Origin of the sequence: Duganella lactea (assembly GCF_009857505.1) — a bacterium.
Lineage (GTDB): Bacteria > Pseudomonadota > Gammaproteobacteria > Burkholderiales > Burkholderiaceae_D > Rugamonas > Rugamonas lactea.
In genome coordinates, this window is record NZ_WWCP01000002.1 from 27113 (window position 1) to 52179 (window position 25067).

The following is a 25067-nucleotide window of genomic DNA, read 5'->3' on the forward strand; positions in this document are numbered from 1 at the left end:
TTAAAAACCGACCTTGACGCCGAGCGATAACTTGTCCATCGTCGCCTTCAGGCCTTGCTGTTTCAATTGATCCGTGTGCTCCAGCTCCAGTTGCAGCGCCACATCCTTGCCAACCATATAGGCGATGCCCACGCCCAGATACACGCCGGTCTTGTGCACCGTATCCCCCGCCGATTGCGACGTGTTGCCCAATGACGCCTTGAAGCGCCCTTGCCCCACCCCCAGCTTGCCGTACAACGACCAGTTGTCGTCCAACCGCCAGGTGGTGCGCACCGCCAGATAGCCCATGCTGGTGCGGGTCTTGATCTGATAGCCCGGTTTCAGATCGAACACGCTATTGCCGCTCTGGTCGCGATAACCGCCTTCCAGCGCCCACGATGGCGACAACACGTAGCCCACGAATACGCCGGCGGAGAGCATGCGCTGATTGGCGCTGCGCTCCACGGAGGTGACGCCATCGCCATATTTAAGATGGCCTTTGCTGCCCTGGTTGATGTTCGCGCCCAGATAAAAATCTTCAGCATGCGCCAGCGAGCTTGCGGCAACGACGATCAGGGTGGGGCACAAAAATTTTTTCATGTCAGATTCCGGTTGAAGTAAGAGCCTCCATGGTAGGGAGCTTGCCGACCGTAATCCGCCGCGATCTGTCGCAGAATTGTCCTCAATTTGTAAGGCGCATTTGTATAAAAAGTGTACGCAGTTGTACTGGATTGTCGAACATGCCACTTTCTGCGCGTCCTCCACTACAATGGTGCTCCAAACAGGAGATGCGATGCAGCGTGTAATGCTGGTGGAAGACGATGCGCGGTTGGCCGCGCTGGTGAAGGAATACCTCGACGGCTACGACTATCAGGTCGATATGGTCTGCCGTGGCGACCTTGCGCTGGAACGCTTCCGCGACACGCAGCCCGACCTGGTCATCCTCGATCTGACGCTGCCCGGCATCGATGGCCTGGTGGTGTGTCGCCAGTTACGCCAGTTGAGCGCTGTTCCTATCCTGATTCTCACCGCGCGCGAAGACAGTTTCGACGAGGTGTCCGGCCTTGAACAGGGCGCCGACGATTACGTCAACAAGCCGGTGCAGCCGCGCGTGCTGCTGGCACGCCTGCGCGCCTTGCAGCGGCGCGGCGCCAGCATGGGCAGCAGCGATATCGTCATCGGCCAGCTGCGCATCTCGCGCGAGAACCGCACCGTCCAATGGCGCGCGCAGGAAGTGTCGATGAACAGCGCGGAATTCAAGCTGTTCCTGATCCTTGCCGACGCCGCCGGCAAAGTCATGTCGCGTAACGATATCCTGGTCAAGATGCGCGGCATCGAGTTCGATGGGCTGGACCGCAGCATCGACAACTGCGTCTCGCGCCTGCGCCGCAAGTTCGGCGATCAAGGCGCCGATCGCATCAAAACCGTCTGGGGCGAAGGTTATCTGTTCAGCCCTTCGGCCTGGGAATGAATCGCCTGTTCCGGCGCTTCGCGCTGCTGGTGCTGCTGGCGATGACGCTGGCCAGCGCCGTCATTTACCTGACATTCCGTCTGCTGTTCGGCGATCCGTTGGAGCAGATCGCGCGCCGCCAGGCCGCCGGCCAGATCTTCCTGCTGGAGCAGTACATCGACCAAGCGCCGGCAGACGAATGGCTGCCACGCCTGAACAAGGTACGTGAAGTGTCCGAGGTCACGCTGGAACTCCAGCCGTTGCGCGCCACGCTGTCCTCCCTGCCCTCGCGCCAGCATGAGGCGCTACTGCGCGGCGAGTTGGTGATCGACGTCGCCGGCAAAGCTTATTACCGCCGCGTCGACACCACGGGTACGCGCTATATCGGCAGCGATGAAGACGTGATTCACGCCGGGCATCTGCCCATCGACATCGGCGAAGCGCTCGGCATGGAGGCGATCCGCTTCGCGGTCATCGCGCTCTTCCTGCTGGTGCCGATCGGCTGGTGGTCGCGCAGACACTGGCGCGGCCTGCAAGCGCTGTCGAAGATGGCCGATGATTTCGGACACGGCAATCTGTCCGCCCGCGCCGACGTGGCGCGCAGCGCCAGCATCGCGCCGCTGGCCGGCCGCATCAACGAGATGGCGGACCGTATCGCCGCCCTGCTGGAAGCGCGCAAGCATTTGCTGCACGCTGTGTCGCACGAACTGCGCACACCGATCGCGCGGCTGGAGTTCGGCATGGAGCTGCTGCGCGAGCGTCACGCTGGCGACGATGAAGCGTTGCAGCGCCGGCTGCAAGCCATGCTCGCCGATGTCGAGGAACTGAAAGCGCTGGTCGAGGAGCTGTTAAGCCTCAATCAACTCGATCACGCCGAGGCGATGCCGCGGCAAGCGTTTGCGCCAACGCCACTGCTGCGCGCCTGCACGCCGCCGCAAGGCGCGCACGAATTCAACGCCAGTATCGCCGACGACCTGGGCGAGCTGCATGGCGATGCACGTTTGCTGGCGCGTGCCATCAACAACCTGCTGGGCAACGCCGCCAAGTACGCGCAATCCCGCATCACGCTGACCGCCACGCGCGGCGAGCAACTGCACATCGTCGTTGAAGACGATGGTCCCGGCATTCCCGCGGACGCGCGGGCGCAGGTGTTTGAGCCTTTCTACCGTCTGACGCGCCAAGCCGATCATGCGGCAGGAGGTTACGGCCTGGGTCTGGCCATCGCCGCGCGCGCCATCCGCTTGCATGGCGGCGACATTCTTATTGATGCATCACCGCTGGGCGGCGCACGGTTCACCGTTTCAATCTAGCTCCTTCATATTTATCATAACGCGTTACGACAAATAGGCTCTTGTGCGACAGTTTGCACTGAACATATAATAATGAGAATTATTCTCATGTATTCAAGGTGATCTTGCATGCCGGCCTCCGATATCATTACGCAACCACAGCTGCATACGCTGTATGCGGATCATCACGGCTGGCTGCAAGCGTGGCTGCGCAAGAAGCTGGGCTGCGTCTTCACCGCTGAAGACTTGACGCAGGATACATTTCTGCGTCTGCTGCTTCGTCCCCGACAGCTGGACGAAAAGCAAAATCCGCGCGCCTATCTGACCACCATTGCCAAGGGCCTGATGGTCGATCATTGGCGGCGCGCGGAAATTGAAGGTGTCTGGCTGGCCGCCATGATGGAGCTGCCCGGCGCCACGCATCCATCGGCCGAATACCAGGCCATCATTGTGGAAACGCTGATGGAGGTCGACCGCATCCTCGCCAATCTGGCGGAAAAGCCGCGCGCTGCCTTTCTGCTGGCGCACTTGCACGATCTGACCTACGCCGAGATCGGCGCGCGGCTCCAGGTCTCGGAGCGGATGGTCAAGAAGTACATGGCCCAGGCCATGTTGCATTGCCTGTCGGCCGGCGCCTCGTTCCGCGCGGCGCAGCCATGAACGCCGCCCACGACGCCATCCCCTTCGCCACGCTGGAGCAGGCCGCCGAATGGTACGCCGTGTTACGGTCCGGCAAAGTGGCGGACGAGGAACGCCGTCGCTGGGCAGCATGGCTGGCGGCGGATGACGCCAACCGTCAGGCGTGGGCGCGGGTGGAGAGCATCGGTCAGGGCGTTTCTTTCGCTAAAGATGCGCCGGAGGCCGCCAGTTCGGCCCTGGTCGCGGCCAATCAACTGCGCCAGCGCCGCAAGATGCTCAAGACGCTGACCTTGGCGGCGATCACCGGCGGGCTTGGCTGGCAACTGTCGCGTCAGGACGAGTTGCGCGCAACCATCGCCGGGCTGATGGCGACGCATCGCACCGGCGTTGGCGAGAGCAACCGTCTGCGGCTGGCCGACGGCACGCAACTCTGGCTCAACACCCACACCGCCGTGGACGACCGTTACGACGCCAAACAGCGTCAGTTGGTCCTGCATCATGGTGAAATTCTGATCGAAACCCATACGGACGCGCAGCAGCCGTCCCGCCCTTTCGTGGTTCACAGCCGGCAAGGCAGCATGCGCGCGCTGGGCACGCGTTTTGAGGTGCGTCAGTTTGATGATCACACGCGGCTGGGCGTCAGCGAAGGGCGCGTCGAGGTAATGCCATTGGGCGCGTCGTCGCCGCACATCATCGAGGCCGGCCAGGAAGTGCGCTTTTCGCGTCACGCCATTTCGCCGGCCGACCGGTTACCGCCCGCGCGACAGGCATGGACGCATGGCATGCTGATCGCCCAGGATTTGCCACTGGCGCAGTTTCTGGCCGAATTGTCGCGCTACCGCCATGGCCATCTGGGCTGCGATCCGGCGGTGGCCGATCTGCGGGTCGTTGGCGGCTTCCCGCTGCGCGACACCGATCAGGCGCTGGCCATGCTGGAGGCGGCGCTGCCGGTGCGGGCACATGCGGTGATGCCGTGGTGGGTGACGGTCAAGCCGTGGCAAAAATAATCGCACCTTCCGGTTCCCTTTTTCGCGCGTTGCACGGAAAGCAGAGTGAAGACAGCTTTTTCCTCATTTCCGAAAGTTTCCATGACATTCAATCTGACTCAGAAGGCCCTGGCCGCGATGCTGGCCGCCGCCCTCCCCGCCCTGGCCGTGGCCGCCGAGGCCGTGCCGCGCGCCTACAACATTCCGGCCGGGCCGCTCAACGCCGTGATCGCGCGCTTTTCCGCCGAATCCGGCGTATTTGTCGCCGCCGATGGCGCGCTGACCAATGGTAAAAACAGCCCTGGCCTGGCGGGCACGCTGACACCGCAGGAGGCGCTGAACCGCCTGCTGGCCGGCAGCCGTCTGCAAGCCGTTGCGCAGGGCGGCGGCTACGTGCTGAAGGAGAGCGCGGCGCCGGCGACCGTGCAGCGCCCCGATGCCGCGCTGGCGCTGCCGGAAGTGCAGGTCCGGGGCGAGCGCGAGACCGCGCTCGGCCACGTAGACGGCTATGTGGCGCGCCGCAGCGCCACCGCCACCAAGACCAACATCCGCCTGATCGAAAACCCACAGTCGGTGTCGGTGATCACGGCCGACGAGCTTGCCGACCGCAAGGTCGAATCGCTGGACGAGGCGCTACGCTACACCGCCGGCGTCACGCCCAATATGAAACCATGGTCGGTGGACGAGTTTTCCATGTTGCGCGGCTTTGAGCTGGGCACCGCCGGCATTTTTCGCGATGGCCTGCTGACCTCGGGCCGCGCCTACGCGGCGCCGATCGAGCCATACGGCCTGGAGCGTCTGGAAGTGCTGCGCGGCCCGGCCTCGGTGCTGTACGGCCAGTCGCCGCCGGGCGGCATGATCAACGCCGTCTCGAAGCGCCCTTCGGCCACCGCCGTGCATGAAATCGGCGTTGAATATGGCAGCTACGACCGCAAACAGGTCAAGGCCGACCTGGGCGGTGCGCTGGACCAGAATGGCGAGTGGACTTACCGCCTCACCATGCTGGGCCGCAATTCCGGCACGCGTATTGACCTCGACCGTGACAACCGTCTGTACGTCGCCCCGGCGCTGACCTGGCGGCCGGACGCCGCCACCTCGCTGACGCTGCTGGCGCAGTATCAGAAGGATAACCAGTCCTATGTGTGGCCGAATCAGCTTCAGAATCCTGGTGCACAGGGGCAGCCGTCACCCAGCGTCAACCTGGGCGGTCGGGACAACCGATGGAACCGCGAAAATCACACCTTCGGCTATGAATTCGAGCATCGGTTCAACGACACGTGGCAGATTCAGCAAAATCTGCGCTACACCGAACTGAAGCGCGATGAGACCAACGTCTTCCCGCGCGTGTTGCAGGCCGACGGTCGTTCCATGACGCGGCTGTTCTATCCGCGCAACTCGGCCTGGCGCGGACTACAGACCGATACCCGTGTGCAGGCGACGTTCAAGACCGGCGCGCTGGCGCACAATGTGCTGATCGGCTTCGATTATGCGGACAACAAGACCACCGACAGCTTCCCCTACAGCATCACGCCGATGCCTAATCTCGATCTGTACAACCCGGTGTACGGCGACCAGCAGACGGCGGTGCCGTCGCCATCGCCGCGCTATGAACTGTATCCACTGAAGCAGAAAGGCCTGTATCTACAAGACCAGTTGGCCTGGGATAAATGGGTGGTGACCGCCGGCGTGCGCCGTGACCGCGCGGATAACGAGAACACCCGCGTGCTGCCGGCGGCCGGCACCGCCACGCAAACGTACAGCCAGTCCGCCAGCAAGACCACCAGGCGCCTGGGCGGCGTCTACCTGTTTGAATCCGGTTGGGCGCCGTATGTCAGCTACTCGACCTCGTTTTCGCCGGAGATTGGCCGTGACATTAACGGCGAACTGCTCCAACCGTCCACCGGACGGCAGCTGGAGGCCGGCCTGCGCTATCAGCCGGACCATGGCAACGTCAGCTACACCGCGTCGGTGTTTAACCTGACGCGCAAGAACGTGACCACCGCCGCCACGCAGGACCCGAATTCGCTGGTGCAAAGCGGCGAAGTCCGCTCCCGGGGGCTGGAACTGGAGGCGCGCGCCGACATCCTGCGCAATCTCAGCATTGTGGCGCAATACACTTATCTGGACAGCGAGATCACCCAAAGTAACAACGGCGATCGCGGCCTGGCGCAGATGGGGGCCGTCAAGCATAGCGCATCGGTCTGGGCCAAGTACAGCCACAAGCTCAACGATACCGCGCTCGGCTACGCCGGCCTGGGCGTGCGCTACTTCGGCAAGGCGCGCTCGTCCATGGACTATGGCAATAGCAACCTGACCAATCCGTCGCTGGGGATGGTCGATGCCGCCTTCGGCGTCGAGCAAGGGCCATGGCGCTACTCCGTCAACTTCAATAACCTGTTCGACAAGCAGGTGCTGCTCGATTGCGATGGCAAACTCTGCTATCGCAACGCCGAGCGCACCGTCAACGTCAGCGCAAGTTATCGCTTCTGATGGGCGGCCTGCCGGCGGCGGCACGATGTTTTTACTTTTGTTGCCCAAGGCAGGCTAAAATTATCGTCACGCGTTACCTTAAAAGGAAACCATGAAACAAGCGGACGATAATCAAACACTGGAATTGGACATGGCCGGCGCCAGGCGCGGTCGCGGCCGGCCGGCCACCGGCAATGCGATGAGCAGCGCCGAGCGGCAAAAAGCCTATCGCGACCGCAAGCGCGAGGAAAAGCACGCCATCGTCACTTCCCGTAACGCGTCACAGGAAATGCCGCCGGATGATGGCTCCCCGCGCCGCCTCATCGCCGAGCTGGACAAAGCGCACAAAACCGTCGAAGCACTGCGCCGCGAAAATGCCTTGTTGGCCGCAGAACTGGCGGCAAGCAAACGCGCCTATGCCGACTTGGCAAAACGTCTAAAAACGTAACGCGTTACGCATAATTTCAGCGCATCAAGTCCTGCAGGTCCCTGCGAATGGAACGGGACTCGGACGCGGTGCCATACCCGACGCGACCCATGTACACCGCACGTTCAACTTCGCCGCCCAGCAGCTGGCGCAAATCATGCCGCAGCGCCTCGGCCTCGGCCACCACGGCGATGTCCGTCGTAAAGCGCACACCGTCGCGCAGGTAGGCGCTGAAGATCAGTGGTGTCAGTTCCGGCTGCATCATCAGACCCAGACTGGTCAGCGTCAGCCACAGCCGCTGTACCGCGCGGCCGGCGTCAACGTAATCGTCGATGCCTTGCGGGGGCTGGGCGGCGCGCAGCACATAGTGCGCGGCACAGGCCAGGCCTGGCAGCAAATCCATCTGCAGGCGCGGCGCCCAGGTGCCCATCAGCGCGTTCATCCTGCGCATGCGTTCCCAGCTGTGCATGCCCCAGCGCATCAGCTTGACCGTTATGGCGTCCACGCCGAGCGCGCCGGCCGGCACCTTGTCCTTGCTGCGCAGATTGTCCCAGTCGATGATGTCGCGGTGCACGGTGAACGCTTCCGGCATCGTCAGCCGCACGCGGGCGTTGCGGTACATCAGGCGGGCGGCGGCGGCGCGCGCGGGCCCCTCCAGCCATTGCAGCGTGTAGCCCGGTCCCAGCGCCGCCTCCAGTGCCTGCCTGTGCTCGGGCAGCAGCGGCTGCCGGCTCAGTGGCCGGCGCTGCACCGAGCGCTGCTCGATAACATCGATCAACGGGCTGCGCGCCAGCGCCGGATCGGCGTCGAAACGCACCTCGAACACTGGTTCCTGCTCGCTGCCGCCGCGTTTCACCACCGGCCGCAGTTGATGCGCGGTCGCGGCGATGGCCATGGTCTCCAGCAGCGCGCCGTAGGACACCTGGCTGGCGTGACCGCGCAGGTCGTACACCACGTGGTCGCGGGTGTCGCGGCAATGCACCGCCACTTCCAGCGGACCGCGCCGCTCGAAACGCCACGGCTGGGTGTTGTCGCCGCTGGGCGCCCAGCGCGCCAGCGACAGGATGTCGGCCAACGGATCGGCGTTCATGATGGCTTGAATGTCTTGCTGTACATTTTTACCCCCATCGAAATGGCCAGGCGGTGCAGCGGATGCTGGTTGCCGCCCGGCCGCCAGGTATGCACCAGCTTGTTGAGATAGGCGTCGAAGTGCAGGCCGTGCGGCGCCGCCAGCACCTTGCCGCGGCCGATGAACAGTTTCAGCGCGGTGGTGGCCGCCATGCCCGCGCATAGGTTGATCGCCATGATGGTGGACGGGCCACGTCGCTCGGCCAGATTGATCGCCGACGGCACCACCAGGTAGCCGCGGTGCAGACCGGCTGGCGCCAGGCCGACCATGAAGCGCACGGCTTTTTCCAATTCGGGCCGCTCGCCCCACTGGAAGTAGTCCTCGAAACTCATCCGCCCAGGCAGGAAGCTCAGCGTGGCGGCGCCCATGCCCAGCGGCGCCGCCGTGGTCGATGGAATGCCGCGCTCGGCACACGCGGCGAAAGTGCGCTGGCGGGCGTCGAAGGCGAAGAAGTCCAGGCTGTCCAGATACAGGTCGACGCCGCTCAGGAACCGCGGCAGGTTGTCCGCATTGACGCCGTCGGGGAACATCTCGATGTCCGCCTCGGGATTGATGTCGCGCACCATGCGCGCGATCACCTCGACCTTGGGCTGATCCAGCGTGCTCATGTTTGCGCCCACCTGGCGGTTGAAGTTGACCACGTCAAAAGTGTCGAAGTCGGCCAGGTGGAATTTACCGACGCCGAGCCGCGCCAGCGTGGTGGCGTGGATACCGCCGACCCCGCCACCGCCGGCGATGGCCACGCGTTTGCCGCGCAGGATGGCTTGCTCCTGTGGCGTGACCCAGCCGATGTTGCGGGAGAACGCCTGGTCGTAGGAAAAGCGCGACATGGATGGCACCTCATTGCGTTGGTGTCGGCAGAATATCAGAAATCGATGCGGTGACGGCGCATGCCTGGCAGGTTGTGTAGCGCGCGCCACAGCATCTGCGTCACATCGGCCCAGAGCGGGCCGGGATCGCGCCAGTCATGCACGTAGTAGCGGGTGCCGGGCCGCGCGAAATCGATCAGGTAGCTGGCGAACTCAGCAGCGCCACCGCGCCGGCCCAGCACGCGCAGCAGGCGACGCGTTTCCGGCAGCATGAAGCGGCAACGCAGGCCGGCGCGGTAAGGCGTCTGCCACACCGGCCGGTGCAGGCCGTGTAACTGATAGAGCAGCCACGGAAAGGCGGCGCCGGCATGGCAGGCCAGCGGCAGGCTGCCCCAGAAGCGCCCGTTGACCTCCATTAGCGCCGACTGGCCGGTGACTGGATCGTGCCGGTACTCGACCATGGCCACGCCTTCCCATCGCAATGCCCGCAGTAATGCGACCGAGCGACGCATTTGCTCCATGTGCTGCGACAGCGGCAGCGACTGGCAGACGGTCGATACGCCCCCCTCGGGCGGCCACTCATGCAGGCGGCGATGCTGGAACAGGTAGTGCGGCTGGCCGTCGCGCATCAGGATGAACTGGCCCAGGCCGTAGCCGGCGCAGTATTCCTGCACCAGCGGATAGAGCCCTGCAGCCTGATACGGCCGCAGGTAGGCCAGCAACGCAGCGGCATCGGCGCAGTAGTGCACCTTGTCCAACAACAGTCCAGCTTGCTTTAGCGGCGGCGCCACGCCGTTCGGATCGGCCCATTTCAGTACCACTGGATAGCGCAGCTTGCCGACCTCGGCGGTGGCGTGTTCCAGCGAAGCGGGCTGCAGCGTGCGCGGCACATGTATGCCCACCCGCTCGGCCACTGCGTAGGTTGCGGTTTTGTCCAACACCAGCGCCATGGCCTCGGCTGAAGCGAACAGCAGGCGGTAGCCCTGCAAGTGGGCGCGCTCGGCGTTGAGCGCGTTGATATCGGTTTCCGAGATGGCGAACAGGCAGGCCTCGCCGATTTCTTCGTACAATTGTCGCAGTTGGGCAACGACGCCGGCCGTGCCGTCACCGGCGCGGAGCAGGCCACGCTTCAGATAGCGCGACCGCAAGCCGAGGGCCTCCGCGCTGCGCGCGATGCCGTACACCGGCACGCCGCGCCGGCCAAGATCTCGGATGATGGCCAATCCAATTGGCGTGTCGATGCCCAGCACCACGGCGGGTAGCAGATTGTCAGGCATGATCTTTGGAGGCTGTCGCCACCAGTCCTCCAGGCGGCGTTCCGCTGGTCATCAAGCGCAACAGAAGCGCCCTCATCAGGCCGCGCCAGTAGCGGCGGCGGCCTTCCGTCACGCTGCCGATCGCCACAATGGCAGCCAATGTAGCCGTCATGGTGGCGAGGTAGAACCAGGGCTGATTAGGATCACCATTAAACAAGGCGGCAAAGAACTGCAACAGCGGCTGGTGCAGGATGTACGCGCTGAAGGTGTAGCCGGCCAGCAGGCGTATCCCCGGTTCCGCCCACAGCAGCGGTTTTCCGACATATGGCGCAATCGCACGCATGCCGACGAAATTGCACGCCACGATCAACGCCAGCAGGTAATCAGTGAGGAAGAATTTGGAGAACGCCATCTGGTGATGCAGCGCCGAACCGATCAGTTGCCGCAGCCACGCGCTGGCGGTCTCGGTCATGCCGGAGAAATGAAAAAGTCCGTAGGCGGGCAACGAGCAAGCGAACAGCGCCGCACCGATGGCCGGGCTGATGTTTTTCAAGCGCTGCCAGCGTTGCAGCAGCACGCCCAGCGCCCACACCGGCGCCAGCACCATGATCTTGGGGCCGAGCAGCAGCGCGACCGCGCTCGCCCAGTACCAGCGCGCCGGTCCGCGCACAAAGGCGAGGATCGCAAACAGCACGTAGTACCAGAACTCGTAGCACAATGACCAGTAAGGCACGTTGGAGAATGACATGATGGACGCCAGCCATACCTCGTTAAGGAAACTCAGGCTGGTGGCGATACGCAGCGCCGCCCAGCCGTGGGTGGTGGTGCCTTGATAAAACTGCGGCCCCAGCGCTTGACCGGCCAGATCCAGCAGCGGCGTCAGCAGTACGGCGGGAATGGCCAGCGCGTAAAAACGCGACAGCCGGCTGGCCCAATATTCCAGCGGTGTATTTTCACGCTGCTGCGCGATGTGGGCGATGACATAGCCTGACAGCACAAAAAACACCATCACCGCCGCGTGACCGTGCTGGCTGAAAGGCAGCTTCGCGCTGGTCAGCAGGCGCAGATTGGAGTGATACAGGATCACCGCGCCGGCCGCCAGCACACGCACGAGATCTAGATAGAGGGAAAATTCGCGTCTCATCGCCTTGCTCCCGCTGTCTGCGGGCCGCGTCCGGCCTGCGGCACAACGCGTTGCAGAGCAAATACGGCTTCGCGCAAGCTGCAGAAACACTGGTCGAAATAGGCGTCGCTGAGGGTGAAGGGATCGTGCAGATGCGGCTGGCGCGGTGTGCACCACAGGCCCAGCAGCGCCACCTCGACATCGTCGCGCGCGCCGAAGCGGTGGCGCAGCGCGCGCGCTTGCCACAGTTCCATCACCAGAAACAGGTCGCCCGGCCGCACCTCGAAGTCGCTCAGATTGATGGCGCGGTGCGCCGTCAGGTCGTAGCCCTGGCGGCGGGCGGCCCGCAGCGCGCTGTCCGGCGTGCTGGCGCCGGTGGTGGTGGACAGGCCGAGCGATGCCGTTGCCATGTCCAACCGAATCGCCACTTGCTGGGCGAAAGCGCTGCGGCAGATGTTGCCCAGACAGACAAACACCACCCGCCGCACGCGCTGCGGATGACGCAGTTGGTACGGTTCCAGCCGCCCCGCAGCCAGTGCCAGCCGCGCCAACAGGCTGCGTACCGCGCCGCGCCAGGTACCGTGACGGCGGTCGATCCAGCCGGTCAGTCGCCGCAGAGGATGCCAGCTCATGCCTGGACTCCCTGCGCCAGCCGCCAGGTACCATAGCGGTCGTACAGCAGTTGGCTGGCAAGCCGACCGGCGCTGCGCCAGGCCGGACTGTGCAGCAAGGGATTGGCATCCGATACGGCTGTCAGCGGTTGTGCGGCGGCCACCGCCATGCCGCAGGCCTGATACTGTCCGCGATGCGCGCCGAGGTAATCGCACAGACCGCGCAGCCGGTTCTGATTGAGCGCATGCGTGCGCAGCACGTCGAAGTCGCCGTTGCGGCTCTGCACGTATTCAAACGGATGGGTCAGTAGCACCACCTGCTCCAGCCCGACCGCGCGTACGCGTTCCAGCAGCGCGATGGTTTGGCCCAGGCCGGTGCCGGAAACGGTCAAGGTTTTCAGATGTGGCCTGAACAGGCGCCAGTCGCTGAAAGTCAGCACCGGGCATTCCAGCACGCCATGACGCAAATGGCGACCGGCATACAGGCGATATTCCTCCAGCCCACTATCGTAAATCGCCAGCCCGACGTTGGAGGCGTAAGGAATGCCCACCTTGGCCAGGACCGCGTACAGCGCGTTATCGTGTTGCATATTGCCTGCTCGAAAAACCTGCGGCGGCGCCAAACCCCAGTCGGCAAAAGCCGACAATCCCTGGCGCAGCAGCGCGCCGGTCGAGGCCGGATCGCGGCCGACGAACTCGTCCTGGCGCGGCTGTCGCCCTACCCGTTCGCGCCAATCGGGATGCTGGAATACCGCCCAGCACGGATGCAGATGTAATTGCACTTCATGGCCAGCGTCGGCGATGCGTCGCGCCAGTGGCCCCATTGGATCGGCGGCGCCGAAGTAGTGGCGTTGCAGCGTCTCGACAAAGAACGTCGCTTGTAAGCCGTTCCGTTGGAGGCAGTCGAGCATGAAATCCAGTCCTTGCGAGCGGCCATTGATGGCGCAGCGGACCATGGCGTCGCCGACCGGACGACGGGCCGCGTCGGTGAATGCTCCGCCAATGCTGAACTCGGTATCTATGGTCAGGCAGACAAGCATGATCGGTCCTCGACGCCAGTACGGCAACAACATAAGGTAGTACGTGGCAATTTGGACAGTTTGAGCCGGCGCAAAGTTAGGCGCGGAACAGGAGCGAACGGGGCACTTTATCGTCAAACTGATGCCTGGACATAAACTCGGCGGAGCGCACACATGGTAATGCCGCAACGCGCGGTGCTGATGATCGCCTTCCACTACCCGCCGATGCGTGGTAGTAGCGGCGTTCAACGCACGCTGAAATTCTCGCAATACCTGCCCGCGCTGAACTGGCAGCCGGTGGTGCTAACGGCGCACCCGCGCGCCTATGGCAATCCGGGCGACGATCAGTTGGGCGAGATTCCGTCCAGCGTGCTGGTATGCCGCGCCTTTGCGCTGGACGCGGCGCGACATCTGTCCTGGCGCGGCCGCTATCCTGGCTGGCTAGCCTTGCCGGACCGCTGGGTGAGCTGGCTGATCGGCGCGCTGCCCGCAGCGATGATGCTGCTGCGCCAGCACCGGCCACAGGTAATTTGGTCGACCTATCCGATCGCCACCGCGCATCTGATCGGCTACGCGCTGCACCGCCTGACCGGCCTGCCATGGATCGCCGACCTGCGCGACCCGATGACCGACGAGGGCTATCCGGAACACCCGCTGACCCGCCGTTGCTATCTGTGGATAGAACGCCTGACGGTGGAACATTGCACACTGGCTGTCTGCACCACGTCGGGCGCGGTTCAGGCCTACCGTCAACGCTTCCCGGCATTGCCGCCGACGCGCTTTCGGCTGATCGAGAACGGATACGATGAAGAGAACTTCGCCGAGGCCGCCGCTACGGCCGCGCCGCCGGCCAAGGACAGCGGACGTCCGCTGGTCCTGCTGCACAGCGGCGTGATCTATCCGTCCGAGCGCGATCCGGCGCCGATGCTGGACGCGCTGCGCGCCTTGCACGAACGCGACGCGATCAGCGCGGCCACATTGCGGGTAGTGCTGCGCGCAACCGGACACGACGCCAGCATCAAGCCTTTGATTGCCGCGCGCGGCCTGCAAGAGATCGTGGTTCTAGCCCCGCACCTGCCCTACCGCGCCGCGCTGGCCGAGATGTTGTCAGCGGACGGTTTGTTAATACTGCAAGCGGCCAATTGCAATCACCAGGTACCGGCCAAGCTCTATGAATACCTGCGCGCTGGCCGCCCCATTCTAGCGCTGACCGACGCCGCCGGCGACACCGCCACCACGTTGCGCGCGGCCGGCATCGACACCATCGCGCCGCTGGATGACCGAGCCGGCATTGAGGACGGCCTGCTGCGCTTCCTGCCCCTGCTGGGCAACGGTAACGCGCCGCTGGCCGACAAGGCGGCGCTCGCCGCGCACTCGCGCCAGGCGCGCAGCGTGGCGCTGGCGGCGTTGCTGAACGAAGTGATCAGTGCACGCTGATGGACGCTAGCCGATGAGCCACAACGCCCGCACACTGGCAGCGCTGCCGCCAGCGATTCTGCTAGGCGTGCTGCTGGCCGATTACCCATTCCAGCCGCTGACGGCGACTGTGCTGACAGGGATCTACTGCGCGCTGCTGTACTGGCGTCCGCAACTGTGGCTGCTGCTGGTGCCGGCCGCGCTGCCTTGGCTGGATCTGTCGCCATGGAGCGGCCGCTTTTACATCGACGAGCTGGACTTGATGCTGCTGGCAACGCTGACGGTGGGTTATTGGCGGCTGGCGGCCAAGCCGCACGACAGCAGGCTACCCAGCGCCGCCGCCACGCTGTTGGCAATGATCGCCATTTTTACCAGCGTCGCCGCGTGGCGCGGACTGCAACCGCTAACGGCGCCCGACTTGAACAGCTACGCCAACTACCTCAGTCCCTACAGCAGCCTGCGCGCGGCCAAGGGAACACTGTGGGCACTGCTATTGCTGCCGCTGCTGCGACGCGCCGGCGGAACGGCCGGCATCGCCGCCAAGCTGGTGCCCGGCATGCTGCTGGGCTTGCTATTCACCGGCATGGCGGTGATGACGGAGCGCGCCCTGTTCCCCGGCATGCTGAATTTCTCCAGCGACTACCGCCCCACCGCGCCGTTCGCCAGCATGCACACCGGTGGCGCCGCGCTGGACGCCTATCTGGCCATGAGCTTCCCGTTTGTCGCCTGGTGGCTGCTGCGGCCTGCGCGCCTTTGGCAGACGGCGGCCGCGCTGGTCTTGCTGCTGATCGGCCTGTTCACCGGCTTTACGCTGTTCTCGCGTGACGTCTGGTTGGCCTACGGTGCATCGGCGGCGGTACTGGCCGTGCTGCACGCCGGACCGCAACTGGCCACCGGCCGTCTGCGCGCGTCCAGCGTGGCCGCCTTGGCGACGGTGATGGCGCTGCTGTGCGTCCTGCTGACCGCGGCATTTACCAGCGGCGGCTACCGCGCACTGGGGACCTTGCTCGTGGTGTGGGCCGCCACGCTAGTGCTGGGCGGTCTGCGACATCAGCCGATCTCGCCACGCTACGCGGCTGGGGCGGCAGTGCTGCTCAGCTTCACGGCGACGGCAGCCTTCATGCTGCTGCGAGCCGATGGCCTGTCGGGTTGGCTCAAAGGGCCATATTTCGCCTTCCTTTTGACGGCGGCTTGCTGCGCCAGCGCCCTTCTGTTGGCCGCTGTCGGACCATTGCGTTGGCGGATGGGCGCGCACGCCGCGGCGCTCGGCGCGTTCGCTCCACTGCTCGGGTGCGCCGTGCTGGTGGCCTGGCACTGGGGCGGTGCTTCCGCAGCACACTCAACAGTCTTGGCGGTGCTGCCGGCAGTGGCACTGCTATGCGTGCGACCAATGTGGAGAATTGATCGCGCCACCATCAGCCTTGGCTGCACTGCGGCGGCGGTGCTGGCGGTGGCCATCCCCATCCTCGGCAGCGCCTACATGGAAGAAAGAATGAGCACCGTAAAGCGTGACTGGGAACATCGCCTGCGCCACTGGGACGAGGCGCTGCACATGATGCCGGACAACTGGGACAGCCGTCTGCTGGGCGTGGGGCTGGCGCGCTATCCGGCCATCTACTACTGGCACAACCGGCTGGGCGAACAGCCCGGCAGCTACGGCTACGAGTCCGAAGCCGACGGCAACCGCTACCTGCGTCTGCTGCCGCCCCAGCACCCTCGCGGCTACGCCGATCCGCTGCGTCACCTGCAACTGGTGCCGCTCACGCCAAACACGTCTTACCTGCTGGCATTCGAAGCGCGCAGCGCCGCCAAAAACACGCATCTGACGGTGGCCTTGTGCCGACGCTGGCTGCTGTATCCGCAAGATTGCGTGACGCCGGCCACGCTGTCCAGGTTAGCGCGCAATGAATGGGGCCACTATCAGTTCATGGTGAATAGTGGCAGCCTCGGAAGCCGCACGCCGGCCCTGGTGCAGCTGGAACTGGCCACTTACGGCCCACCGGCGGCGATCGATGTCGACAACATCAGCCTGCGCGGGACAGACGGTGTGGAACGGGTACGCAACGGCGGCTTCACGCAAGGCCACGACGGCTGGTTCTTTAGCAGCGACCGTGACCACCTTCCGTGGCACATCAAGAACCTCTACGTGCACACCTACTTTGAACAGGGTTGGCTGGGTTTGGCCGCACTGGCGCTGCTGTTGTCGTACAGCGGCTGGCGGCTGGCGGCGCGCGCCTGGGCCGGCAAGGAAGGCGCGGCGGTCTACCTGGCGGCGCTGTGCGGCGCGCTGGTGGTGGGCATGTTCGACAGCCTGTTCGACGTGCCGCGCCTGACGTTGCTGTTTTTCCTGCTGTTGGGCGCGGCGCTGTTAAACGACCGCACCACGGTCTAGCCCTCTGCGTCTTCGTCACGCTGCTGGATCAGAAATGCCTGGTGCGACGACACCGCTAAGCCCGATGGTTGACCAATGCCGGCTCGGCAGGCGCGTCGCTGGATGATTCTTTGAAGCTGCGGAGTAGTCGATTAATCATGATTTTTATGCTCGCACATGTCTGCGCTATGAGCGGAAGCGTACAGTAATCGTGCGCGGCTCGGGCTATCGTCGGCCCTAATTACAAGGAGCGCATCATGATCCTCTGGATAACCTTGGCCGTGCTGGCCGCCATTACGATCGTCCTCGCTGCCGCGCCGCTGCGCCGGCGCTGGATTACCCCGCCGATCTATGCGCTGTTCAAGCGCATTCTGCCGCCGATGTCCGACACCGAGCGCGATGCGCTGGAAGCTGGCACCACCTGGTGGGACGCCGATCTGTTCTCCGGCAAGCCGGACTGGAAAAAATTCCTGCAACTGCGCCGTCCGGCGCTGACGACCGAAGAACAAGCCTTCATGGACAACGAAGTGCGGCAGCTGTGCGAACTAGTCGATGACTGGGAAGCCACCCAGGTCTGGCCAGGGCTACCGGCCGCCGCCTGGCGGTTTGCCCGCGACAAGGGATTCCTCGGCATGATCATTCCCAAGCACTATGGCGGCAAGGCTTTCTCGGCGTACATGCACTCGCAAGTCGTGATGGCGCTGTCGACGCGTTGCTCGGCGCTGGCGGTGCAGGTGATGGTGCCCAATTCGCTCGGCCCCGCCGAACTGCTGCTGCACTATGGCACCGACCAGCAAAAAAACTATTACCTGCCACGCCTGGCCAAGGGCGAAGAAATCCCCTGCTTCGCGCTGACCAGCCCCTATGCCGGCTCGGATGCGGCCGCCATTCCGGACACCGGCATCGTCTGCATGGGGCGCCATGAGGGCCGTGAAACGCTGGGGCTGCGCATCAGCTGGAACAAGCGCTACATCACGCTGGGGCCGATCGCCACGCTGCTCGGCCTGGCATTCCGCGTGGAAGATCCAGACGGCTTGCTGCCACCGGACGCAAAACCCGGCATCACCTGCGCGCTGATTCCCACTAATCATCCGGGCGTGGTGATCGGCCGCCGCCACTGGCCGCTGAACGCGGTGTTCCAGAACGGTCCGACCAGCGGCCAGGACGTGTTCATCCCGATGGAATGGATCATCGGCGGCCCGCAGCAAATCGGCAAAGGCTGGCGCATGCTGATGGAATGCCTGGCGGCCGGCCGCGCCATCTCGCTGCCATCGGCCAGTGTCGGCACGGCCAAGCTGGCGGTACGCGGCACTAGCGCCTATTGCGCCATCCGCCGCCAGTTCAACACCGCCATCGGCAAGTTCGAGGGCGTGCAGGAAGCGCTGGCGCGCATGGGTGCCAATTTGTACATGATGGATGCGGCGCGGCGGCTGTCGGCGCTGGCGGTGGACTTGGGCGAAAAGCCGGCGGTGATCTCGGCCATCGCCAAATACCATGTGACCGAGCGCGGCCGCGAGGTGGTCAATGACGGCATGGACATTCTTGGCGGCAAAGGGATCTGCATGGGGCCGTCCAACTTCCTCGGGCGCGCCTACCAGCAGATTCCGATCGCCATCACGGTCGAAGGCGCCAACATCCTGACCCGCTGCCTGATCATTTTCGGCCAGGGCGCGATCCGTGCGCATCCCTACGTGCTGAAAGAAATGCGTTCCACCGCCGACAGCGACCAGCAACGTGGCCTGCATGATTTTGACGCGGCGTTCTTCGGCCATCTGCGCTTCACGGTTGGCAACGCGGTGCGCGCACTGTGGTACAGCCTGACCGGTGGCGTCGCGGCGCCCGCCCCCGCCGGGATCGCTCCCGAGATGCAGCAGCACTACCGCGCCGTCGGCCGCCTGTCGACCGTGTTTGCGCTGATGACCGACGTGTCCATGTTCACGCTCGGCGGCGACCTGAAGCGCCGCGAACGGATCTCGTCACGGCTCGGCGATGCATTGTCGATGTTGTACTTGATCAGCGCAACGCTCAAACGTTTCGAGGACGAAGGCCGACCAGAGGAGGATGCGGCCTACGTGCACTGGTCGGTCCAGGACGCGCTGTGCCAGGCACAAGATGCTCTCGATGGCGTGCTGGCCAACTTCCCGAGCCGCATCGCGGCGGTGCTGACGCGGCTGCTGACCTTCCCGTTGGGCTTGCCCTACTCGCCGCCATCGGACGCGCTCGGCGCGGCAATCGCCACCGCCATGCAAACCCATGGCAGCGCCCGCGAGCGCCTGCTGGCCGGCAGTTTCCTGGCCGACGACCTGCGCGATCCGGTGGCGTGCGGCGAACTGGCGTTCGGCTTGCTGGCGTTTGTCGACAGTATCGAGCGGCGCCTGAAACCAGCGATCAAGGACGGCAAGCTGCCACCGATCCCGCAAAGCCTGCCGTTGATGGAGGCCTGGATCGCCAACGCCGCTGCCCAGGGCCTGGTGACGCCGGAGGAACGCCGTGCCATATCCGACTTCGCCCGCTATACCGACCTGTCAGTCCATGTGGATGATTTCCCGCCGGATTTGGGCGCATCGGCCGACGCCGCCAAGCGCAGGCAGATGACGCAGCAACCCGCGGAAATTGCGGTCTGAGTTAAGACTATGGGGCGGCGTCGCCCCAGTCGATAAATAGCGTCATGTCCGGGTTGCGTTTCCACAGCTTAATGGGACAAATCTCATAGGTGTTCAGGACCGACCTCGCGAATTCCGCTGGATAATCGAAGTGTCCATCGCCTTGCACGATGTGCATGGCGAAGTTGCAAGCCAGAATAGACATTTCATGATCGCCTATGCTGCCTGAATTCTGAAAATAGAATTCATAGTCTGACCGGTTAATGCGGGTACTGGTCAGGCGCGTGGTGATAAAGCGCGGAATCTGCAGGAACTCGTTCAGGTGATGCACGCGGTAGATCACCGGATCATAATTAGGTGGCAATGGCGAAGGTTTTTTCGCCGCGAGATAGCTCCAGTTTGTAATCGGCGATGAATCAAATACGTAGGCCGCCTCTATATCTGTCGACAGATAGGCGATCTGCTGGGCGATTCCACCACCCAAGGAGTGACCTGTCACCAGAATGCGAATATTGGGCTGCTCCTTGCGGATATGCCGTACCAACGGAACGATGGCCTCCCGGGCATACCTGTATTCGCCCGGATCGATGGCGAAGATCGCCGCAAGATTCGACGACCAGTCGCGCACGCGTTGGTAGAGGTTGTAGTTTTCCGTGCCACGAATGGCAATCACGGCGATGTCTGGCTCAGATTGCCCTGGCGGCTTATGCGCGTAAGTCTCGAAGTAAAGACCGTGCTTGTCGTAGCACGAGACAATTTTCGTATCCGCGTCCTTATCGTAAGCCTTGATAACCATACGAGACCAGCCACTTCCATCAGCGCGCGTTGGCATGCCGAAGGTGTCCTCCTCGCCGTCGAGATGGCGGCAAGCGAGGAGATTCCGCGTTTCTTCAGGCAGATCTGTCCGATATACGACCTTCGAAAACAGCGCCATCAGGGCAAACTTCCTGATGTTCTCTTCGAACGCATCGCCTGTTTGTATTTGCGGCGCCGGTATCACCAGGGCGCTGGTTTTTGTGGGCACGCGTTTTTGCGTGTTGATCCACCCTTCAGTGGTCACCAACACGCCGCAACCGTTGAGTAACGGTAGCAGCAACACCATCAGGCCCGCGATTTTGAGGCTCATTTCTTCACCACACGGGTCAGAGCCAGCGCATCGTCGCAAGTGAAGGGGTATGAAATCGTTTTTACTTCGCCGAAGATACGCATCGGTGCGTTGCCGTGGCTGCGGCGCTCCGATACGCTGGAATGGAACACGGCCTGCTCGCCCGGCGCGCGGTCTTCACACACGCTTTTGTAGTTGCCGTATTGATCCCCCATCGACCAGTGCGCGACGTCCAGCGCGTTGGCGGTGAAGGCTGTTCTGGCTGTTTTGAGCGTGTAGTCTTTGAGCAGATTGTCGAGCATCCAGTTCAACGAGATATCGGACAATCCTCGCGCATCGTTGTAGCCTCCGCCGACATCGGCGTGCGCACCTGGGAACCATAGTGGTCAGCTCGGGATTAATCGCATCACACAGCAGGATGGGCCTGAACTTCGAGCGCTTCTCATCAACGGATACCGCGTGGGCGATGTAGTGAATTGGCGGATAAGAGCCGGACTTATAGCGGTCGCCGTCCGTGGAATTCTTCTCTTCCTTGCATTTGCCAAACTTCTTCAATGAAGAGCCGGGCACGGTATCCCACAACCCGAGGAAATTGACTTCCACGCCTTGCACTTCCAGATTCAAAGTGCGTTTGATCTCATCCGCGAGCAAGGGGCGGTCGCCGCTTTTCCAAGTCTTCCATTGCTGGAGATAGTCATCGTCATCTTTAGACTTCACCAAAGAAAGGATTTTTTTGCCTGAGCCAGGGGATGCCTTGGGAATACCCGCGTATGAGAGCAGCCCCGCCAATGCCCTTGCCTCATGGGCTCCCCGGCTGAATCCGAAGATGAAAACCTTGTCGCCTGCACGATAATTATCCGTGATGAATTGATATCCGGTCAAAATGCGGGGCTGCATGCCGTATCCCAGCGCCGCTTCCAATACCTGCTGGGCGCTGGCGCCTGCCGTTGCCACACCCTCGATATAAATGCTGGCCGTTGCGGTATTGTCGTCCTGCGAGATCAGCTTGAACGTTCGGTAAACATTTGTGCCTGAGGCTGATTCGTTTGCTGTGCCATCCATGAAAACAAAGATGTTGCGGGCTTGTGTGGTATTTGCGGACGCCAGATGCGATTCCGCATTGACGGTGCTCGCACATCCGGACAGTAACTGACACAACAACACCAAGGCGCTAACTGTTTGCACGATGCTTTTCATCATCACCTCCATCCAAAGCCTACTAGTTGAAAATTATCGAATAGATAATTTTCAACTCATCATAGTACGACTTTGATCTGCGGGCAAAAAAATTGTGATTATTGCTACTTGGAAGTAAATAATTAATTTACGTTTTGCAGCGCTTGCAGTTCCTCCTCGGTAAAACCCGCTTGGCGGCGGGCCGCCAGGTTGAACGGGCCACGCGGCGTGGGGGCGTTGTACTGGCGCGCCAGCTCGGCGTAGGTGGGCATTAGCGCCAGGCCGCGCTGGCGGCACAGGTAGCCGTACCAGCGGTTGCCGATCTCCACATGGCCGATTTCGTCGCGCAGGATGATGTCCAGGATCGCGGCCGCGGCCTTGTCGCCGGCCTGGAACAGTTTGGCGCGCAGCGGCGGATTGGCGTCCAGACCGCGCGCTTCCAGCGTGCGCGGCACCAGCGCCATGCGCGCCAGTACATCGCCGCAGGTTTTCTCGACCATCTCCCACAGACTGTCGTGGGCGATGAAATCGCCGTAGCGGTAACCCAATGTTTGCAGATGGTCCTGCAGCAGCGCAAAGTGATACGCCTCTTCCCTGGCCACTTGCAGCCAGTCGGTGTAGTACTCGGCCGGCAAGCCGGGAAAGCGCCAGATGGCGTCCAGCGCCAGGTTGATGGCGTTGAATTCGATGTGCGCCAGCGCGTGGATCAGCATGGCGCGCCCTTCCGGCGTGTTCATTGCGCGGCGGCCGACCTGTAGCGGCGGCACCAATTCTGGCCGGTCCGGGCGGCCGGGAATCGCCGCCGACGAGCTCAGCAACGCCCGCGCATCCGCCACGCATTCGCCTTGCTGCGATGCGTCCGCCATCGCATACACCGCCGCCACCTTGGCGGCCGGATCGCGCCCAAGCAGGCAATGCAACGCGCGGGCGCGGAGTTCTTCTGGTGCTGCCATGCCTATCCTTCCAATTTCACGAGGGCGACAGTTTAACACTTGGTTCTTGCTGAACTAATCTCTGTCCTACACCCACACCGCACGCGCGCCTATACCTCAACCGTCGCCCCGGCAGCATGATTAGGTCTGTCACCGCGCCGTCTGGCGCGGGATCTGATTAATCACTATCTGGAGACCATCATGAGCTACCTCGACCGCGACACCTATGGCATCTATCGCAGCGACAACTATGTCGATACCGACAATACGGGCCCTGGCCCGCGCCTGATGGGCGCCGACACCCTGATCGGCGAAGACGTCTACAACCGCCAGGACGAAGACCTGGGCGACATCAAGGAAATCATGCTCGACATCCGTACCGGCCAGGTGGCCTACGCGGTGTTGTCGTTCGGCGGCTGGATGGGCATGGGCGACAAGCTGTTCGCCGTGCCGTGGCAGGCGCTGCAACTGGACACCATCAACCAGCGCTTCCTGCTGGACGTATCCAAGGATCACCTGAAAAACGCCCCCGGCTTTGACAAGGACAACTGGCCCGACATGGCCAGCACCGAGTTCAACACCGAACTGCACAGCTTCTACGGCACCCAGCAGAACGTTGCCGGCGGCGTTACCTCGACCGGCAGCGTGATGGGCACCGGCACCGGCACCGGCAGCCTGCAAAGCGATCCGGGCTACGGCAGCACCACCGGCGGCGGCAACCTGTCGCGTTAATGCGGGCGTAACGACGCCGGGCCACCCGCCCGGCGTTTTTTGCACCAATATCGGGCATTCTCATTGGCACACTTCTTGATAGAAGAGTAAATGTGCCAAACAGGGAATGTTCGATATGCCAAAATTCTTCAATGAAATGACTGTGGACGGCCTGGCCCACACCGCCAGCGCCGAAGTCCGTGAGCACTACCGGGAGTTTTGCGGTTGGCTGCAACGCCAGTCCGCCGATACCATCGAGCGCAAGCGCGCCGAGGCCGACCTGACCTTCCGCCGCGTCGGCATCACCTTCGCCGTCTACGGCGACGATGCCGGCACCGAGCGCCTGATTCCGTTCGATACCATCCCGCGCATCATCCCGGCGGCGGAGTGGAAACAGCTGCAAACCGGGCTGATCCAGCGCGTCAAGGCGCTGAACATGTTCATCCATGATATTTATCACGATCAGAACATCATCAAGGCCGGCATCATTCCCGCCGAGCAGATCTACCAGAACGCGCAGTACCGGCCGGAGATGCAGGGCATTAATGTCGCCTCCGACATCTACGCCCACATCGCCGGGGTCGACATCGTGCGGGCCGGCCAAGGCGAGTTCTACGTGCTGGAAGACAATCTGCGCGTGCCGTCCGGCGTGTCCTACATGCTGGAAAACCGCAAAATGATGATGCGGCTCTTTCCCGAACTGTTCGCCCGCAACAAGATCGCGCCGGTCGACCATTATCCCGACATGCTGCTCGATAACCTGCGCTCGGTGGCGCCGATGGGCATCAATGACCCGACCGTGGTGGTGATGACGCCCGGCATGTACAACTCAGCCTATTTCGAACACGCCTTCCTGGCGCAGCAGATGGGCGTGGAGTTGGTCGAGGGCAAGGATTTGTTTGTCAACGAAAACACCGTATTCATGCGCACCACGCGCGGCCCGAAACGGGTGGACGTGATCTATCGCCGCCTGGACGATGATTTCCTCGATCCGCTGGCGTTCCGTGCCGACTCATCATTGGGCGTGCCGGGCTTGCTGTCGGTCTACCGCGCCGGCCGCGTGACGCTGGCCAACGCCATCGGCACCGGGGTGGCCGATGACAAGTCGATCTATCCGTATGTGCCGGACATGATCAAGTTCTATCTGTCGGAAGAACCCGTGCTGAACAACGTGCCGACCTACCAGTGCCGCAAGAAGGAAGATCTGGCCTACACGCTGGCCAACCTGCCGCAACTGGTGGTCAAGGAAGTGCACGGCGCCGGCGGCTACGGCATGCTGGTCGGGCCGGCCTCGACCAAGGCGCAGATCGAAGACTTCCGCCAGCGTCTGATCGCGCGGCCGGACGGCTACATCGCCCAGCCGACGCTGGCCCTGTCGGCCTGCCCGACCTATGTCGAGAACGGCATCGCGCCGCGCCACATCGACCTGCGGCCGTTCGTCCTGTCCGGCAAAACGATTTCCATGGCGCCCGGCGGCCTGACCCGCGTGGCGCTGCAGGAAGGCTCGCTGGTGGTCAATTCGTCGCAGGGCGGCGGCACCAAAGATACTTGGATATTGGAGAAATAA

At 63.2% G+C, this 25067-nt stretch carries 21 protein-coding genes and 1 pseudogene; 11 read left to right on the forward strand and 11 right to left on the reverse strand.

What is annotated here, in order from left to right; genetic code table 11:
* The gene (locus GTP44_RS02775) at positions 1-579 is read right to left on the reverse strand and encodes a porin family protein (RefSeq protein ID WP_161018232.1); all 579 of its coding nucleotides are present in this window, start codon (positions 577-579) and stop codon (positions 1-3) included.
* A 193-nt stretch (positions 580-772) separates the two neighbouring features.
* Here GTP44_RS02775 and GTP44_RS02780 point away from each other — a divergent pair, with 193 nt between their 5' ends.
* The 6 genes from GTP44_RS02780 (at position 773) to GTP44_RS02805 (ending at position 7260) form a co-directional block, all read left to right on the forward strand.
* Entirely contained in the window at positions 773-1450 is a 678-nt protein-coding gene (locus tag GTP44_RS02780) for a response regulator (RefSeq protein WP_161018233.1), read from the forward strand.
* Positions 1447-2739, forward strand: a complete 1293-nt coding sequence (locus GTP44_RS02785; protein WP_161018234.1) for an ATP-binding protein — start codon at positions 1447-1449, stop codon at positions 2737-2739. Before GTP44_RS02780 ends, GTP44_RS02785 begins: the two co-directional genes overlap by 4 nt.
* Positions 2740-2847: 108 nt before the next feature.
* Positions 2848-3378 carry a sigma-70 family RNA polymerase sigma factor gene (locus tag GTP44_RS02790; protein WP_160990446.1) on the forward strand — a complete coding sequence of 177 codons (531 nt, stop codon included), beginning with the start codon at positions 2848-2850 and terminating at the stop codon, positions 3376-3378.
* Positions 3375-4364 carry a FecR domain-containing protein gene (locus tag GTP44_RS02795; protein WP_161018235.1) on the forward strand — a complete coding sequence of 330 codons (990 nt, stop codon included), beginning with the start codon at positions 3375-3377 and terminating at the stop codon, positions 4362-4364. The genes GTP44_RS02790 and GTP44_RS02795 overlap by 4 nt, the downstream gene beginning before the upstream one ends.
* 81 nt (positions 4365-4445) lie before the next feature.
* On the forward strand, positions 4446-6833 hold the full coding sequence (locus GTP44_RS02800) for a TonB-dependent siderophore receptor (RefSeq protein WP_229256748.1): 2388 nt from the start codon (positions 4446-4448) through the stop codon (positions 6831-6833).
* A 91-nt stretch (positions 6834-6924) separates the two neighbouring features.
* The gene (locus tag GTP44_RS02805; RefSeq protein WP_161018236.1) at positions 6925-7260 is read left to right on the forward strand and encodes a hypothetical protein; all 336 of its coding nucleotides are present in this window, start codon (positions 6925-6927) and stop codon (positions 7258-7260) included.
* Between the two features lie 16 nt (positions 7261-7276).
* Here GTP44_RS02805 and GTP44_RS02810 read toward each other — a convergent pair whose 3' ends face one another.
* The 6 genes from GTP44_RS02810 to GTP44_RS02835 are packed head-to-tail and all read right to left on the reverse strand — an operon-like array spanning position 7277 to position 13207.
* Entirely contained in the window at positions 7277-8329 is a 1053-nt protein-coding gene (locus tag GTP44_RS02810) for a nitroreductase family protein (protein WP_161018237.1), read from the reverse strand.
* Positions 8326-9198, reverse strand: a complete 873-nt coding sequence (locus GTP44_RS02815) for a ThiF family adenylyltransferase (protein ID WP_161018238.1) — start codon at positions 9196-9198, stop codon at positions 8326-8328. Before GTP44_RS02815 ends, GTP44_RS02810 begins: the two co-directional genes overlap by 4 nt.
* 35 nt (positions 9199-9233) lie before the next feature.
* Positions 9234-10454 carry a carboxylate--amine ligase gene (locus GTP44_RS02820; protein ID WP_161018239.1) on the reverse strand — a complete coding sequence of 407 codons (1221 nt, stop codon included), beginning with the start codon at positions 10452-10454 and terminating at the stop codon, positions 9234-9236.
* Complete coding sequence (locus GTP44_RS02825; protein WP_160990441.1) at positions 10447-11577, reverse strand: acyltransferase family protein; 1131 nt, start codon at positions 11575-11577, stop codon at positions 10447-10449. The genes GTP44_RS02820 and GTP44_RS02825 overlap by 8 nt, the downstream gene beginning before the upstream one ends.
* Positions 11574-12188: an arsenate reductase/protein-tyrosine-phosphatase family protein gene (locus GTP44_RS02830; protein ID WP_161018240.1), complete on the reverse strand. Its 615-nt coding sequence runs from the start codon at positions 12186-12188 to the stop codon at positions 11574-11576. Before GTP44_RS02830 ends, GTP44_RS02825 begins: the two co-directional genes overlap by 4 nt.
* Positions 12185-13207 carry a polysaccharide deacetylase family protein gene (locus GTP44_RS02835; RefSeq protein WP_161018241.1) on the reverse strand — a complete coding sequence of 341 codons (1023 nt, stop codon included), beginning with the start codon at positions 13205-13207 and terminating at the stop codon, positions 12185-12187. Before GTP44_RS02835 ends, GTP44_RS02830 begins: the two co-directional genes overlap by 4 nt.
* A 153-nt stretch (positions 13208-13360) precedes the next feature.
* Here GTP44_RS02835 and GTP44_RS02840 point away from each other — a divergent pair, with 153 nt between their 5' ends.
* From GTP44_RS02840 to GTP44_RS02850, 3 genes are all read left to right on the forward strand, one after another.
* Positions 13361-14623: a glycosyltransferase gene (locus GTP44_RS02840; RefSeq protein WP_308494302.1), complete on the forward strand. Its 1263-nt coding sequence runs from the start codon at positions 13361-13363 to the stop codon at positions 14621-14623.
* A gap of 13 nt (positions 14624-14636) precedes the next feature.
* Positions 14637-16994, forward strand: a complete 2358-nt coding sequence (locus GTP44_RS02845; RefSeq protein WP_161018242.1) for a hypothetical protein — start codon at positions 14637-14639, stop codon at positions 16992-16994.
* 236 nt (positions 16995-17230) lie between these two features.
* Positions 17231-19597: an acyl-CoA dehydrogenase gene (locus GTP44_RS02850; protein ID WP_161018243.1), complete on the forward strand. Its 2367-nt coding sequence runs from the start codon at positions 17231-17233 to the stop codon at positions 19595-19597.
* Positions 19598-19604: 7 nt separating this feature from the next.
* Here the strand turns inward: GTP44_RS02850 and GTP44_RS02855 are convergent, their stop codons facing one another.
* The 4 genes and pseudogenes from GTP44_RS02855 to GTP44_RS02870 form a co-directional block, all read right to left on the reverse strand.
* Positions 19605-20702, reverse strand: coding sequence for a Tle-like phospholipase domain-containing protein (locus tag GTP44_RS02855; RefSeq protein ID WP_161018244.1), 1098 nt, complete (start codon positions 20700-20702; stop codon positions 19605-19607).
* Positions 20699-20896 carry a hypothetical protein gene (locus GTP44_RS27110; protein WP_202423953.1) on the reverse strand — a complete coding sequence of 66 codons (198 nt, stop codon included), beginning with the start codon at positions 20894-20896 and terminating at the stop codon, positions 20699-20701. The genes GTP44_RS02855 and GTP44_RS27110 overlap by 4 nt, the downstream gene beginning before the upstream one ends.
* Positions 20897-21098: 202 nt before the next feature.
* A pseudogene (locus GTP44_RS02865) lies at positions 21099-21890 on the reverse strand (phospholipase effector Tle1 domain-containing protein); the annotation flags it as partial.
* Between the two features lie 110 nt (positions 21891-22000).
* Positions 22001-22810 (reverse strand): ferritin-like domain-containing protein, encoded by an 810-nt coding sequence (locus tag GTP44_RS02870; protein ID WP_161018246.1) that lies wholly within the window; start codon positions 22808-22810, stop codon positions 22001-22003.
* A gap of 180 nt (positions 22811-22990) precedes the next feature.
* Between GTP44_RS02870 and GTP44_RS02875 the strand changes: the two genes are divergently transcribed.
* Together GTP44_RS02875 and GTP44_RS02880 are read left to right on the forward strand one after the other, a co-directional pair.
* Entirely contained in the window at positions 22991-23521 is a 531-nt protein-coding gene (locus GTP44_RS02875; RefSeq protein ID WP_161018247.1) for a PRC-barrel domain-containing protein, read from the forward strand.
* 115 nt (positions 23522-23636) lie between these two features.
* Entirely contained in the window at positions 23637-25067 is a 1431-nt protein-coding gene (locus GTP44_RS02880; RefSeq protein WP_161018248.1) for a circularly permuted type 2 ATP-grasp protein, read from the forward strand.